The sequence below is a fragment of the Marisediminicola sp. LYQ134 genome (genome assembly GCF_046599635.1).
Classification (GTDB): Bacteria; Actinomycetota; Actinomycetes; order Actinomycetales; family Microbacteriaceae; genus Marisediminicola.
The window spans coordinates 160,474-173,847 of record NZ_JBKIWP010000003.1 but is presented as its reverse complement, the minus strand read 5'-3'; the positions used below and the strand labels follow the sequence as shown (position 1 = coordinate 173,847).

At 63.4% G+C, this 13,374-nt stretch carries 13 protein-coding genes and 1 tRNA gene; 4 read left to right on the top strand and 10 right to left on the bottom strand.

What is annotated here, in order from left to right; translation table 11 throughout:
- Window positions 1-36 precede the first annotated feature (36 nt).
- Both ACLHIH_RS14045 and ACLHIH_RS14040 read right to left on the bottom strand, forming a co-directional pair.
- A complete protein-coding gene (locus ACLHIH_RS14045) occupies window positions 37-840 on the bottom strand; it encodes a hypothetical protein (RefSeq protein ID WP_411317466.1) in 804 nt (267 codons plus the stop codon).
- Window positions 837-1,862 carry a TerC family protein gene (locus ACLHIH_RS14040; RefSeq protein ID WP_411317465.1) on the bottom strand — a complete coding sequence of 342 codons (1,026 nt, stop codon included), beginning with the start codon at window positions 1,860-1,862 and terminating at the stop codon, window positions 837-839. Before ACLHIH_RS14040 ends, ACLHIH_RS14045 begins: the two co-directional genes overlap by 4 nt.
- 369 nt (window positions 1,863-2,231) lie before the next feature.
- On the opposite strand from ACLHIH_RS14040, the gene ACLHIH_RS14035 reads away from it, so the two are divergent.
- Together ACLHIH_RS14035 and ACLHIH_RS14030 are read left to right on the top strand one after the other, a co-directional pair.
- The gene (locus tag ACLHIH_RS14035; protein WP_411317464.1) at window positions 2,232-3,629 is read left to right on the top strand and encodes an Ig-like domain-containing protein; all 1,398 of its coding nucleotides are present in this window, start codon (window positions 2,232-2,234) and stop codon (window positions 3,627-3,629) included.
- Window positions 3,630-4,005: 376 nt separating this feature from the next.
- Window positions 4,006-4,305 carry a DUF4031 domain-containing protein gene (locus ACLHIH_RS14030; RefSeq protein WP_411317489.1) on the top strand — a complete coding sequence of 100 codons (300 nt, stop codon included), beginning with the start codon at window positions 4,006-4,008 and terminating at the stop codon, window positions 4,303-4,305.
- Here the strand turns inward: ACLHIH_RS14030 and ACLHIH_RS14025 are convergent.
- The 7 genes from ACLHIH_RS14025 to ACLHIH_RS13995 form a co-directional block, all read right to left on the bottom strand.
- A complete protein-coding gene (locus tag ACLHIH_RS14025) occupies window positions 4,302-4,982 on the bottom strand; it encodes a C1 family peptidase (RefSeq protein WP_411317463.1) in 681 nt (226 codons plus the stop codon). The two genes, ACLHIH_RS14030 and ACLHIH_RS14025, sit on opposite strands and share 4 nt — an antisense overlap.
- On the bottom strand, window positions 4,982-5,953 hold the full coding sequence (locus ACLHIH_RS14020; RefSeq protein ID WP_411317462.1) for an ImmA/IrrE family metallo-endopeptidase: 972 nt from the start codon (window positions 5,951-5,953) through the stop codon (window positions 4,982-4,984). Before ACLHIH_RS14020 ends, ACLHIH_RS14025 begins: the two co-directional genes overlap by 1 nt.
- Window positions 5,950-6,327 (bottom strand): helix-turn-helix transcriptional regulator, encoded by a 378-nt coding sequence (locus ACLHIH_RS14015; RefSeq protein WP_411317461.1) that lies wholly within the window; start codon window positions 6,325-6,327, stop codon window positions 5,950-5,952. The genes ACLHIH_RS14020 and ACLHIH_RS14015 overlap by 4 nt, the downstream gene beginning before the upstream one ends.
- Window positions 6,320-6,694 carry a holo-ACP synthase gene (locus tag ACLHIH_RS14010; protein WP_411317460.1) on the bottom strand — a complete coding sequence of 125 codons (375 nt, stop codon included), beginning with the start codon at window positions 6,692-6,694 and terminating at the stop codon, window positions 6,320-6,322. The genes ACLHIH_RS14015 and ACLHIH_RS14010 overlap by 8 nt, the downstream gene beginning before the upstream one ends.
- Window positions 6,691-7,554 carry a hypothetical protein gene (locus ACLHIH_RS14005; protein WP_411317459.1) on the bottom strand — a complete coding sequence of 288 codons (864 nt, stop codon included), beginning with the start codon at window positions 7,552-7,554 and terminating at the stop codon, window positions 6,691-6,693. Before ACLHIH_RS14005 ends, ACLHIH_RS14010 begins: the two co-directional genes overlap by 4 nt.
- Before the next feature lie 2 nt (window positions 7,555-7,556).
- The gene (locus ACLHIH_RS14000) at window positions 7,557-7,856 is read right to left on the bottom strand and encodes a hypothetical protein (protein WP_411317458.1); all 300 of its coding nucleotides are present in this window, start codon (window positions 7,854-7,856) and stop codon (window positions 7,557-7,559) included.
- 355 nt (window positions 7,857-8,211) lie between these two features.
- The gene (locus tag ACLHIH_RS13995) at window positions 8,212-10,302 is read right to left on the bottom strand and encodes a metallophosphoesterase (RefSeq protein ID WP_411317457.1); all 2,091 of its coding nucleotides are present in this window, start codon (window positions 10,300-10,302) and stop codon (window positions 8,212-8,214) included.
- A gap of 133 nt (window positions 10,303-10,435) precedes the next feature.
- Between ACLHIH_RS13995 and ACLHIH_RS13990 the strand changes: the two genes are divergently transcribed.
- Window positions 10,436-11,959, top strand: coding sequence for a thymidylate synthase (locus ACLHIH_RS13990; RefSeq protein ID WP_411317456.1), 1,524 nt, complete (start codon window positions 10,436-10,438; stop codon window positions 11,957-11,959).
- A 1-nt stretch (window position 11,960) separates the two neighbouring features.
- On the top strand, window positions 11,961-12,968 hold the full coding sequence (locus tag ACLHIH_RS13985; RefSeq protein ID WP_411317455.1) for a nucleotide kinase domain-containing protein: 1,008 nt from the start codon (window positions 11,961-11,963) through the stop codon (window positions 12,966-12,968).
- A 325-nt stretch (window positions 12,969-13,293) separates the two neighbouring features.
- Here the strand turns inward: ACLHIH_RS13985 and ACLHIH_RS13980 are convergent.
- Window positions 13,294-13,365 (bottom strand) — tRNA-Arg (locus ACLHIH_RS13980).
- Between the last annotated feature and the right edge of the window lie 9 nt (window positions 13,366-13,374).

The window sequence follows — 13,374 nt, the reverse complement described above, 5'->3', positions numbered from 1 at the left end:
CGGTAGGCGGGAGATCTCCCGCCTACCGCTTACCGCTTACCGCCCGAAGAAGTCGTCGAGCCCGGGCAGATTGAACCCCGACCCCAGCTCGCCGACCTGGTCGCCGAAGCCCGAGACAGCATCTCCGGCACCGGACGCGAGGTCGTCAACACCGCCAGTTAGACCCTCGACGTCGATCCCTGACGATAGTGCGTCGAAATCCACTCCGAGGTTCGCTGCCTGGTCGAGGAGGGGGCCCGCGACGGAGCTCAGAATGGCTCCACCCGCGACCGCTCCCAGCAAACCACCGGCAGCCAGACCCGCGCCGCCGACCATCATTCCGCGGCCGACGCCGCCGCCACCACTGCTCCCCGACCGCGTTCCGCCGCCGACACGGGCGAGGAGGGTGCGAAGCGACCCCGGGCGGCTTGCCTCCGTGCGAGCAGCTGCGCGCGCGAGGTCACCCGTTTCTGAGCTGGTCGGGCGTTCGTGCGGGGGCAGCTCTGCATTCATCCGCTGCTGGATCTCCTGCCGCTGGGCAGGAGTGAGCCGGTCGAACGCCTCGCGGTGCACCTGCTCGATCTGGCGAGGGTCGGCGGTCTCAAGCAGGTAGTCGTAGCGCGCGATCGCGGCACGGTCGGCGTCGGTGAGGTTCGCAGACGGCTGCGCACGCTCGGGCCGCACGGGCGCAGAGCTCGGTCGACCCTGCTGCTCGGCCCGGCCGTCGCCGGTCAGCGCATCCGCCGCGCTGCGCACGACCGAACGCCAGTCGTTCTGCCCGGAACCGGATGTCTGCGAGCCCGACCCTGACTTGTCGAGCGCCTTCTGGGCGAGGCGGGCCAACTTCGAGATCTTGCTCACTTGCGCTCCTCCTTCACGGCGGCGATGTCGCCCTCATCTGGTGCGCCGACGTGGGCGGCTCGATCTCCGCGGGTCTTGATGAGGCTCGCGACGGTGGCGACGGTGATCGTCGCACCGATGAAGAGGAGCGAGAACGAGATCGGAATCTCGGGCACCCACAGAAGCGGCTCACCACCGTTGATGAAGGGCAGCTCGTTGACGTGCAGGGCGTGGAAGACGAGCTTCACACCGATGAACGCGAGGATGACGGCGAGACCCTGGGCGAGGTAGACGAGGCGCTCGAGCAGACCGCCGATGAGGAAGTAGAGCTGGCGCAGACCCATGAGCGCGAAGGCGTTCGCGGTGAACACGATGTAGGCCTCTTCGGTGAGCCCGTAGATGGCGGGGATCGAGTCGACCGCGAAGATCAGGTCGACGAAGCCGATCGCGACGATCGTGAGCAGCATCGGGGTGACGAATCGCTTGCCGTCGATCTTCACCGTGAGCTTGTCTTGGTGGTAGTCGTCGGTCACCGACAGGTGGCGGCGCACGAAGCGCATGAACCCGTTGTTCGCGGGGTCGAGTTCGTGGCTTCCGAACGCCTGGCGGTAGGCCAGGAAGAGCAGCAGCGCGCCGAAGATGTAGAAGATCCACGACAGGTTCTCGATGAGCGTCGCGCCGACGGCGATGAAACCGCCGCGCAGAACCAGCGCGATGATGATGCCGATCATCAGCACCTTCTGCTGGTAGATCTTCGGAACGGCGAACGCCCCCATCACCAGCAGGAAGACGAACAGGTTGTCGATCGACAGCGCCTTCTCGGTGAGGTAGCCGGCGAAGTACTCGCCGCCGAAAGTCCATCCGGAGGTCATTCCGATGCCGACACCGAAGAGCAGCGCGAGTCCGATGTAGAAGGCCGACCACCGGGCGGACTCACCGATGCTGGGCTCGTGCGGTTTGCGCACGTGGGCGAAGAACTCGTAGACGAAGAAGAGGATCGTCACCGCGATGGTGATGACCCAGATCAGGGGTGTGACCTGCATGAAGGCGCTCCAAGGGTAGGCAAATAGATGCCAAGGTCTCCTCCGCTCCGACGAATCAGAACCAGCAGCCCGGAACGCAATGATGCGATCGTATTGACGGGCCTACCGCAGACGGGAGTACTCCCCTTGATGTGATCAGTTTACAAGACGATCGGGAGCACTTCGACCCCACTCACCCCGTGAGCGAAATCAGGACAAGACCGGCGGATGCGAGCGCTCTCTTCGTCGAGGAGTAACGGTCCTCTGAAGCATCGAAGACGATGTGGTGAACATTCCCGTGGAGCGTAGTTCCCGTGCAGCATCCTCCCTAACGTTCGGTGTGGGGCCCCCCGGCCCCTCCCCCTACGGCATATGACAATGGAGATACACATGCGTTCAGCACGAATTCTGGGATGGCCCGCGGCGGCGGGCTTGGTCGTGGCGATGGTGGCGACACCGCTGGTGGCCGTGGCCGCAGAGCCGACCGATGGTGAGACCGGCGACCTGACGGTCACGCGGTTCGATGACCGTTACGCCGACGGTCTGTTCGATACGTCCAAGACGGCGCCGAGCGGCGACACCGATCGTCTCAACACGAGTCTCGCCGCACAGCTGGTCGACGTGAATGGCACTCGTCACTACCTCAGCGCAGACTCGGACGGCCTGTACCGCTTCACCGACATCCCGGTCGGTCCCGCCAAGCTCTACCTCGGTTTTCCGAACAACCCTCCCGGTGAGGTCCTCTTCGATGCGACGGGCGCCACGAGCGCGGCCGACATCGAACGCCTGCCCGTCGCCGAGTACTTCGGCCCCCAGGGTCTGCTCGAGGTCACCATCGACGAAGACGGCGAAGAGCGTCTCGTCGGCATGAGCGCGCTCCGTCTCGTCGCGAACGTCGTCTACCCCGACGGCACTCCCGCATCCGGCGTCAGCGTCGAGCTGGGTTCGGCGCAAGACTGGTACCCGGCCACCGAGTACGACTTCACGGGCGGAGCCGGCACCTACGAGTCGTTCCAGCCCAGCGGCTACATCCGTCACCTCCCCGGCGACCTCGGGGTGCGGGTTACCGCGCCTGCCGGTTACCGCGTGTCGACGGTCACCGCGTCGAACCACGGCGAGCCGGATATCACAGTGACCGAGCGCGACGGTGCCTACTGGTTCTCGTCGACTGAGGCGTTCAACTACTTCTGGAACCCCGCCTTCACCATCACGCTCGAAGAACTGCCCGACACCGTGCGCCCCCAGGTCGAGCTGATCTCGCCCACCACGGCGGGCCCGTTCCAGGCGCTGTCTGTTCAGGTCGACGCGACCGACAACAAGGGCCTCCAGCGCATCGTCGCGAACATCTACAAGGACGGCAAGCTCGTCAAGAGCACGCAGTCCGCGCAGAACGGCGCTGCGAGCGGCACGCACACCGCCACGGTGACGCTGCCCGACGGCGCCTACACCGTGAAGTACAACGCACAAGACCTCGCAGGCAACATCTCGCAGACCGGCTCGTTCGCGTTCACCATCGACGCCACGGCACCGAAGGCGACCATCAAGGATGGCGCCGCCTACTCCGTCGCGAACGGCGCCGGCTACGACCTCATCAGCTTCAAGCTGAGCGACGCAGGCAAGGTCGACAAGGTCACGCTCAACGGCAAAGTGAAAGACCTCACGAACAACGCGTGGTCAGACGTCAACTTCATCAAGCCGGGCACCTTCGGTGGTGTGAAGGGTGAGAACACCCTCATCGTCTACGACGTCGCCGGCAACACCTCGTCGTACACGTTCATCCTGAACTGACGTTCCAGCCGCCGCGCCACACTGCGCCTCCTCGTCTCCACGACGGGGAGGCGCAGTGTGCTTTGGAGTGAGGATGACAGACGGCTCAGCCCCAGATGAGTGCCGGCGGGTCGGCGCGTGATTAAGCGAAGCCGATTCTCGCTCACCGGAAAAGCCTGCGTGTAGTGCATCTGCGCTGCGGTCATATCGCCCCGGTGCTCGAGCACCGAGTCGTAACCCGCCCGCGGTGGATAGGTTTGCATGCACGAGACGAGCAGATGAGGGCGTTGCCGGTCTCAGCGGCCGCAGATCGGGGCAGCCCGCAGGCGTGGTGAACGTCGATACTCGACCTCACACGAGAACTGGCTGGAGCGACAACTCCTCCAGTCCCGAATCGATGAGCACGGGGAGAGACATGACGGTGTATGTGGACGACATGCGGCGCACGGCTGCCGTTGCGGGTCGCAAAGATCGCTGGTCGCACCTGATGGCCGACAATTCTGAGGAGTTGTTCGCGTTCGCTGTAGGCATAGGGTTGCGCCCGGAGTGGGTGCAGAAGCCCGGTACCTATCGTGAGCACTTCGATGTCACAGATGCGATACGTCGGCGGGCGTTGGCCTTTGGTGCAGTGCCGGTGGGCTTCCTTGCACTCGGCAAGTGGGCCAGGCAGCGGCGGGCAACTCTAGGCCCCGCCTAGATTGCCGCCCTAAGCTCTTGCACGCCGGCGGTCAACGGGATGACATCGGGGCTGACGGTTCCTGCCTGTCTGAGGCGACTTCCTAGGTGCGTCGCGCTGATCCAAGCGTAGCCACCATCGCCCCACTGCGCGCCCCAGGAGTTGCGCAGCAGAAACCACGTCCCTTCAACGTCGCGACCGACGGCAACGAGGACAACGGCGTGTAGCCCCAGCCCTGGCGCGTCTGTTTGAGGGTCGGGCAGCACTGCACCCTTGAGACGGTAGAAGACATTTGTTAGTTCGAGGACGGCCACCACCGGGTGTGATCCGACGAGCTCGAACTCCACGTCGTCCACGGTGGGGGTAAGAAACGATACCCTCCCCGTCCGCCACGGCGGTTTGCCCGCGCTTTCTGGGATGCTCTGCGGCCCGTGGTCCGTCGCGTCGAAAGGCCATATCGCCTCTTCGGGCTGCCCCTGTTCGGTGAGCGCCTCCGCTATCGCCTGAACAGTCGTTCCCAGGTCGCTCGTAAGCCCTCGGACACGGGCGTGATGCCACAAAGCCTCCGAAGCGAGAGCTTCATCACTGGAGCGGGCGAGTTGGTGTGCAGCGGTGATGGCGAGCGCCACACACACAGGCCTGATCCCCTGGTCTGCGACGGCTACGTGCCCGTTGTGCACCTGGGCGAGAATCTGCATCAGCTCATCACGCCGGTGGCAGTGACGAGCATCGCACTCTGCCGCGCGGGGGTCGGGGTGATCTCTGCCCGGACGGCGAACGAGTCCACGGCAGCGTTCCCCCTCTCAAACGGCCGAGTGAGGTGGGCGACAACGTCGACCTCCCCACTCTGCTCCGCACGAAACAGGACCTGTCGGGTGAGAGCGCCACCGATGAGGCGTTCTGCGTTTGGTTCGACAACGTCCCGGACAACGTCGAGACTTCCGCTGACGTCATCGAAGTCCCACCGGTACCCCGTCGAGGGCGCCTCGGGGAGCGTCACCGATAGTTCGTCCCCCTCCAGCAGGTGGACGAGGTTGTTCGTGTTCTGTCTTTCGACGGTCCAGAGCTGCGAACCGCTGATGGTTTCACCGGACCCGCCGAGGGCAGCCTTGATGTCCCGCACCCTTTTCTTGAGAAGGGTCGTGCGGTTCTGTGGCGTGATCTTCTTAATGTTGGCCAGCTCGTGGACGAGGGCTTCGTAGCTCACGCCGATATCACGCGAGATCGCGTAGGCCTGGTGGGGGCTCACCAGATCTCCAGGGCTGATCCCCTCGCGGCGAAGGGCGGCGTTGAGCAGCCGGCGGGGCATGAGGAATGCCGCGGCGAACGCCTGCGCTTCGCGCTCGATGCGTATGCCGGACTTCATCACCTCTTCATCGCTGTCCCATGTGGTTTCGTGGTCCGGGTGCATCCGCCAATGCCCGAGCTCGTGAGCCGCCGTGTACCGCTGCATCCCGAGCGGCCGCAGCGGATTGATTAGAATGCCACCGACTCCTTCCCTCGACATGGCTCCCAGGAGCCCATCGAGCTCGTTGAACAGCAGCCAAAGGCCGAGTTCGTTGATGGCGTGGAACGGGTCGGCAGGTTCGTCGGCGGCCACACCGAGGTCGCGGCGGAGCCGTGCGGCCTCGCGGGTGGCGTCGAGACGAATCTGCCGGGCGTCGTTCATGAGGGGTCGACTCTCCTCGGAGCGGGGCCTGCGCCCGCAAGGAACTGCGCAAACCTCAGGACTTGCTGCTGGTCCTCCTCCGAGAGCGCCTTAGTCGCACGCAGCAACGCAGACGCACTCACGTCAGCGTCCGGTTCGTCACCCAGTATCCATCCGGCGGTGCGTCGATAGAGGGTTGCAAGTTTTTGCAGCTCTGTGGCTGTGACGTTCCGTTTACCAGCCTCTATCGAAGATATGCTAGTCCGCTGAACACCGAGGGTAGTCGCCGCATCCCCCTGCGTTAGTCCGAGAACTTCACGTGCGTCACGAAGCCGCTGTCCGATTGCGGCCTGGTCTGCGCCTTGCGCCGGCTCACGCCGGCTGTCCTTATCCATCTCCACCTCCTGCTGCCACGACGAAGGCCATGGCGTAGAAATCATCGTGCGTCAGTGACACGCTCCACGTAACCAACCCGAGCGATTCGGCGATGTCATGCGCGCTGTCCCGCAGGTTGAGGTGTGGGACGCCGTCTCTTAGCTCGACCTCGATGTCAACCGGGTCGACCCTACCGATACCCGCCCGCAACGCTTTCATCGTCGCCTCTTTCGCCCCCCACCGGGCGGCAAGAGACGTCATTCGTCCGCCGCTCTGATCGATCTCCACAGGTGTCCAGAACCGGCCGATGAAGTCGTTTCGAGCTCGCTCAACGCGACGCGTGAAGACGGGGACGTTGCAGATGTCGACTCCGGTGCGCAGGATCATCTCAGCGCCGCCTCGGCCTCTTCAAGGATCTGCCGAGCCTCGGTCTTGCTCCACGGCGTCTTCAGCTCCGCGTCCGAGAATCCGCCGACCATGCACAGCTCCCCGACACCGTAGCCGGTCTGCTGCGCCATGAAGTGCTGGAGCCCTGCCAGGCCCAGGAGGTTGCCGTAACCCTTGGTGATCAGCGCCTGGTGGCGATATACGGCCGTTAGGTGCAGCTTCGACTGATACACCGAAACGTCAACGTGCGCCAAGCAAGGGAACCCTCGGGAGAGGACACCCGGATGGTCGGTGGGCCTGTACATCTGCAGCCCGTCGGGTGCTCCCGCTGTCTCTGGGCCGGTCGTCTCAGCTAGGACAAGATCGTTCAGGTTCCACTGGGTTGCGTTGTGTTCCCGGGCGTACCGAAGGTGTCGGATGCGGAGATCTAGCTGGTTGATCCTCCCGCCGTCGGGGAGTTCCCAGTCCACGAGCCGGCCGAAGTAGATGCCCCTGCCGTTCGAGGCCGGGGCGATCCGTTGAAATGTCGAATAATTCCGCAAGTACCTCTCGTACAGACGCTGGGCCGCCTGCTCGTACGGTTCACGGTTGTCGGGCGACCATCGGCCCGGGGGCGGGCTGTAGAGGGCGCGCGGGAAGATCGTTCCGGCAACCGTGTCGACGCTGTAGATCTTCGATGTCCGCTGCACCTGGCCCTGATGTGTACGGTCTAGGACTTCGCGAAGACAGGCGTCTTCCTGCAGGGTCGGGGCATCGATAGACGTGATGACGTTCACTGCGGCGCCGCCAAGGTCGTAGACGGTGCGAAGCGTCTTCACCCATCCCTCCCCCAGGTCGGTTGCACGAACGATGTGAGTCATGGCTACGCCTTGAGCCTTCCCAGTGCGATCTCGACTGCAGATGCCAGTCCGTCAACTGAGGACCAACGCCACTCCTCGATGCCCGAGACGCGGATCGGAGTTTCGCTCAGATGCTCGGTGAGCTCATTGAACACCTCGACGCCGAGCTGACTCTCGACGAGCGGGCTGCCGTCTTTCGGGTTGATGTCAAAGGAGTCGATGTCGGCGTCATCGATTCCTTCTAGGTCGCAGATGACCCTGCGCACGAGCAGCATGACTTCTATGTGCGTCAAGCTCTTCGCTCGCTCGAGGGTCTGCGGCACACCGCGAGCGTCGACCGCTGAACTGTCATCATTCATGACATAACTGTCGGATATTCCGACACTTCTGTCAAGCCCTCAAATCCGAATGCAGGATCGGGCACGCGCGCTGAGCGAGTCTGGGGACGCACAGCCCCAACAGCCGAAGCGAAAGAGGAGTAACGAAGTGACCAAGGCCTCAGCGCCCAGCAACGTCGACTCGGACTGGCAGGCACGGAAAGTGAAGTGTTTCCGCCGACGACGATGAGCCTTACGGGCGTGTCAGGTCGAACGATAGCGTCGTCGCCCGCTCCCGGAAGCGCGCCACCTCCCTCGCCGGACTCGGCCGAAACATTCATTCCATTCGGATGACAGACCCTCAGCTCGCGTCGCGTTCGTCCAACACGCTGTTGAGCGCCCCCGTCACATCCGCTGCGCTTCGTTGCACCCGCGTGGACCAGTCACGGAGTTTCTTCTCGTTATAGGAGTTGTTGTGCTCATGGAGATCGCGGATCCGGTTGGCGAGGCTGTCCACGGCTGCACTGTGAGGATAGACGCGGGTGGCGGACTCAAGCGTCTCGGCGAGCTCCAGGAGGCCCAGAAGCGGACGCGGAGGCCCTTCCGCGGGTTCGTCTTCGGTCGGGACCCAGTCTGCGAACACATCCGCCCAACGTGCTTCGACCTCCACCCTGCTCACCGACGATTCGAATAGCGGCAGCACCAGGTCGAGCATCCCTCCCGGCCTATCCACGCGGCGGTCCAGGTCTGGCACCGACACCGTCGGCATCCCGAGCCCCAGGACGGGCATCGCTGTCACCGTTGTGATGGACCCGCAGGAGATCCCAATGTTGCCCTGCATCCTTTTCACGACACTCTGTTGAATTTTGGCGACCTCGACAATGTTGATGGGCCACCAGTGACTCATTTCTTGCTTGCGGAAGTAAGCAATGGCGTCGAGACGGGCGTTCTTCGATACAAACTGAAGACTGATGAAGGAGGGAAACTCGTCCGCGTCGGAAAGCGTGTCCTGGTTCACCAGAACAGCGAGGGCACGGCTGGACCCTGGCTTCTTGCCGAGCTCCTCGACGATCCGTTCAACGGCACTGACACGTCCGCGGCTGGCAACGTGGAGAAACTGGCCGTGATTGAACTTCGCTGCACGACCCGGTTGCTCCCGCTGCCACCACTCAATGACCGACTTCAGCCATTCATCCCGTAGCAGTCCGGGCGCCGGGATGTCCGGCATCGCGTTCGGAAGCCCAATCCCCGAAGCACCATCCTCGATGCGGCATACCAGCGGAGTGGGGAGCTCAGTCAGCCGCGGGAGTGCCGCGCTGATACGCGCGTACGTAACATCAACGGTTGCGCCGGAAATGACCCCATTCGCTGTCAACTCCTCCAACGGCCGCGATCGCCGGGCCATCGCAGCCAATGGTGTCGGTGCCCCAGACTCTGCCCCCGGGACGGAGACCACGTCGTACTCACTCAATCGGGGCAGGTGGGCCGACACCCGGATCAGCTGTCCAAACGGCTCGTCCGCTCCTCGAACCGAGGAGATCGAAGGAGCACTGAGAATGGTCAGTTCATGAGGGGGATGCGCACCCCCGCTGTCGATACGGTCGCGCATGACCGCACCGTTGTGTTTGTGACCGTGCAGAACCAGGTCGACCTGGTTGGCGGCGAGCCACCGCCGGAAGTGTCCGAGGTTCAGGATTCCCTCAAATGATTTGATCTCCTCGGCCGTCCCCACCGGCAGCAGCTGGTGATGCAGGCCAACGATGCGCAGCGGTCCGCTCTCATTCGCCCCCCCGAGGAGGCTGCGCGCTTCTTGGAGCTCGACGTCACTCATTCGCGCGATATCGGCGCGTCCACGCGCCGTCCACGCTTCGACGAGTGCGCTGATGGCGGGGTCCTTGTCAGCGCGCTTGCGCAGCTCGTCGATGTGCGCGGCGAGCCCGTCTTCGGTGTTCAGTTGCGAGCCCGAGTAGATGGAGGAGTTCAGACCGACTAACACGAAACTGTTGTCCGCGGCTGTCAACACCGGCGCGGGCTCGGTGGACATTTCGGACTCAGACAGCCATCCGACCAAGTAGCCCTCTGCGCGAAGGGCCCGTATCCCCGCGAAGCGCTCGTCGCCTGTCGCATCCCGATCCACGTCATGGTTGCCGGGGATGACCAGCACTCGTTCGCGCGCGGGCAGGCTGTCACCGAGCGCGTCGAGCACTTCCGTCAGCTCCGCGTACCCTCCGAACGCTCCCCCGTTGGTGATGTCACCCGTGACGATGACGGCATCCAGTGACTCGTCGGAGCCGCGCAGAGACTCATCCAGTCCGCGCAGGCTCGACATGAGCAGCTTCTTCCGAGTTCCCGCAACGTCCCGAGGAATGACCTTGTCTTTGTGATCCGCGGTAGGCACGTGGCGACCCGCGCCCGTGAGATGCAAGTCTGAAAGATGAAGAAGCGTGGCCATGCAGATCCCCCCAGGATTCGAGTCAGGTAATGGGGAGCCTAATCATTCGATGGATCCGAAACCGCGGCTCGCCCTCTCAGGAAGGTCGCCCGAGCAGGCGCACAGATACGCTCTCAGGGAAGGGGGGGGGGCGATGGATTATCGCAATGCGCAGTCCGCGTTTCTTTCGCAAGCAGCTGAGATCCTGTCTCGCGGGCAGGTCGTGGGTGTGCGGGGTTCGCTGACGCGGGAAGTGCGCCAGGCAACCATCACGCTGCGCAGCCCGCTCGAACGATGCATCGTCGTGCCCGGGCGCAACAACAACCCCTTCGCAGCGATCTACGAAACGCTGTGGGTGATCGCCGGCAGAAACGACATCGAAGACCTGTCCGAGTACCTGCCACGGGCACGAGACTTCTCCGACGACGGGGACACCTGGCGTGCAGGCTACGGCCCTCGCCTTCGCGCGTGGCGCGGTTTCGACCAACTCTCGGGGGTCGTAGAGACTTTGACGGGGGACTTACAGAGTCGTCGCGCGGTCATCTCCATCTACGACCCGGAACTCGACAGCCGGCCGTCGAAAGATGTCCCGTGCACGAACTGGCTGCAGTTCACCTGCCGAGACGGGCTCCTCGATCTTGGTGTGACAGTGCGCAGCAACGACTTGGTGTGGGGCTTTTCCGGAATCAACACCTTCGAGTGGAGCGTCCTCCAGGAGATGGTGGCATTTTGGCTCGGCGTCGGTACGGGCAAGGTCACTTACTTCATCGGCTCGCTCCACCTGTACGACCGTCACTTTGCCCGCGTCGAGCGGATGCTCAGCAGTACGCTCGGGCCTGACCCCTACGAGGCACCTGCCGTGGCCCGGTTCGCCACCCCACTGCGCGACCTCGAGCTCGCGCTTGCGAAGTGGTTCGAACTGGAGGCTCAGACCCGTACGGGACGTCGGCTCGAGGCGGTGGAGCTGTCTCAGATCGCTGACCCTCTGCTCCGCGACTTCCTGGCGATGATTAATCAGTACTGGTCGCACCAGCGGGGCGAACCCGCTGGGTTCGACGACATCGTCGATGCCGGCCTCCGCGCGGCGGGCATCGAGTTCGTGTCCCGCGACCAGGCGCGGGCCCTCACCAGTCCCGCCCCCGACGGCTACCTGGCCGACTTCGTGAACACGCTGCATCGGGTGAAAACCAACGCCTACGGAGACAGCTGGAAGCGGCGTGGGGAGCTGCAGTCGATCCTGCCGAACATTGCCCGGAAGATCGACCGGCTAGAGCGCCTGGACCTCGAGAACGGCGCACCGCTCGTCGTATTCGATACCGCCGTGGATCTGTTCGTCTACTCCGTGAAGCACATGACGTTCCGGGCCGATGTCGAGTCACGTGATGGGCTCGCATCGTGGAGCGATGGCCCTGGAGGGTTCGAGCTTCTTGCTGGCCCGCTCATGTCTGGCGACCCTCACACCGTCGATGTCGAGACCGCTCGTAGCATGGTGCTCAGCGACTTCCGCACCGTGGAGGAGCTGGTGGATGGCGGCGCAGATGACTCGACGCGAGCTGCGGCGATCGAGGCCCTCGCTGCGAGTGCATGGGTTTTACTCACGAGTGTCGCGCGGGCAAACCCCTGGGTGATTCGCGAAGCGGCGACGGAACTAGCGAAGTTCGCGGACTGGAAGGAGTGAGATGGGACGCACACCCCCTAAGCCTCGGGCAGAGGTCTACGACATCTTCTGGCGCTTCACCGCTGAGCGTCACCGCGTCTACGAGCAGCGTGTTGCCGGGACGCCGGGCCCCTGGACCGACGACCCGATCCTTAACACATACAAGTTCTGCAACGTCTACCGCGCTGCCGACCGCGTCTCCCAAGCACTGATAAAAGAAGTTATCTACGTGGACGACACCACGGCGGCCGAAGACCTTGCATTCCAAATAACGATGTTCAGGACCTTCAGCAACATCAACACCTGGCAGTCCCTCGTCCGCCACTTCGGACGCAAGCCTGTCATCGACGACCTACTCGGAGATGGGCTCGAGGAAGCGCTGAACGCGGTACGCGCCGAGAATGGCAGGCTCTACACCGGCGCGTTTATTCTGTGCGCGACGAACGCCTACGGCCGGGGCACAAAGCACCTCAACCACATCGAACTGTTCCGCGACATGTTTGCTGCGCAGGAACTGCAGAAACAGATCCTGCGCGCAGGTTCGCTCCGGGAGGTGTACGAAGCGCTGCACTCGTTCCCATTGATGGGCGACTTCATGTCCTACCAGATCGCCATCGACCTGAACTACTCCGAGCTGACGGACTTCTCCGAGAACGACTTCACCCAACCCGGCCCGGGGGCGCTGCGCGGAATCAAGAAGGTCTTCGAGAACACGGGCGACTACTCGCCCGCCGACATCGTGCACTGGATGGTGGACCGACAGGAGTCCGAGTTCGCCGCACGTGGCCTCGAATTCAATGGCTTGTTCGGGCGCCCTCTTCAAGCTATCGACGTGCAGAACTTGTTTTGCGAGACGGACAAGTATTGCCGCGAGGCACTCCCCGAACTCAAAAGCGCTCGGACCCGCATCAAAGCTAAGTTCTCTCCCTCTCCCGATCCGGTCGAAGCCTACTTTCCACCAAAGTGGGACCTGTCGGTTTCCTCGCCCGCCCCATTGAGGAGGCTATTCTCGCTATTGCACGCGGGATGACCTCACCGGCCACAAAATGCGATGTCAGGTACAAGCGGGGCCAATCCACACCCACGATTCGAAAAGACCGCACGCTGTCACTCGCTGTCGCAAGCAGCTTTCGTAGGTTTTTTCGATTCATGCCCCTGGAGGGACTCGACGCCCCATCCGTGCCGCCTCCACATTCGCGGTTATGGGTGCAAGTGGTCAATCTCGTAAGCGAATGCGGCGGACTGCGCGAATGGGGACCCCAGGGGTTCGAGGGGCCACCCACCGGTACGAATCGAAAAGACCGCACGCAGGCACTCGATGTTGCGAGCAGCTCTCGTGCGGTCTTCTCGATTCGTGCCCCTGGAGGGACTCGAACCCCCAACCGTTTCCTTAGGACGGAACTGCTCTTCCATTGAGCTACAGAGGCTGGCGGGAT

Coding starts and splice junctions, on each gene's coding strand:
- ACLHIH_RS14040 (WP_411317465.1), bottom strand. CDS start 1,862: ATGCAGGTCACACCCCTGATCTGGGTCATCACCATCGCGGTGACGATC.
- ACLHIH_RS14035 (WP_411317464.1), top strand. CDS start 2,232: ATGCGTTCAGCACGAATTCTGGGATGGCCCGCGGCGGCGGGCTTGGTC.
- ACLHIH_RS14030 (WP_411317489.1), top strand. CDS start 4,006: ATGAGCACGGGGAGAGACATGACGGTGTATGTGGACGACATGCGGCGC.
- ACLHIH_RS14025 (WP_411317463.1), bottom strand. CDS start 4,982: ATGCAGATTCTCGCCCAGGTGCACAACGGGCACGTAGCCGTCGCAGAC.
- ACLHIH_RS14020 (WP_411317462.1), bottom strand. CDS start 5,953: ATGAACGACGCCCGGCAGATTCGTCTCGACGCCACCCGCGAGGCCGCA.
- ACLHIH_RS14015 (WP_411317461.1), bottom strand. CDS start 6,327: ATGGATAAGGACAGCCGGCGTGAGCCGGCGCAAGGCGCAGACCAGGCC.
- ACLHIH_RS14010 (WP_411317460.1), bottom strand. CDS start 6,694: ATGATCCTGCGCACCGGAGTCGACATCTGCAACGTCCCCGTCTTCACG.
- ACLHIH_RS14005 (WP_411317459.1), bottom strand. CDS start 7,554: ATGACTCACATCGTTCGTGCAACCGACCTGGGGGAGGGATGGGTGAAG.
- ACLHIH_RS13995 (WP_411317457.1), bottom strand. CDS start 10,302: ATGGCCACGCTTCTTCATCTTTCAGACTTGCATCTCACGGGCGCGGGT.
- ACLHIH_RS13990 (WP_411317456.1), top strand. CDS start 10,436: ATGGATTATCGCAATGCGCAGTCCGCGTTTCTTTCGCAAGCAGCTGAG.
- ACLHIH_RS13985 (WP_411317455.1), top strand. CDS start 11,961: ATGGGACGCACACCCCCTAAGCCTCGGGCAGAGGTCTACGACATCTTC.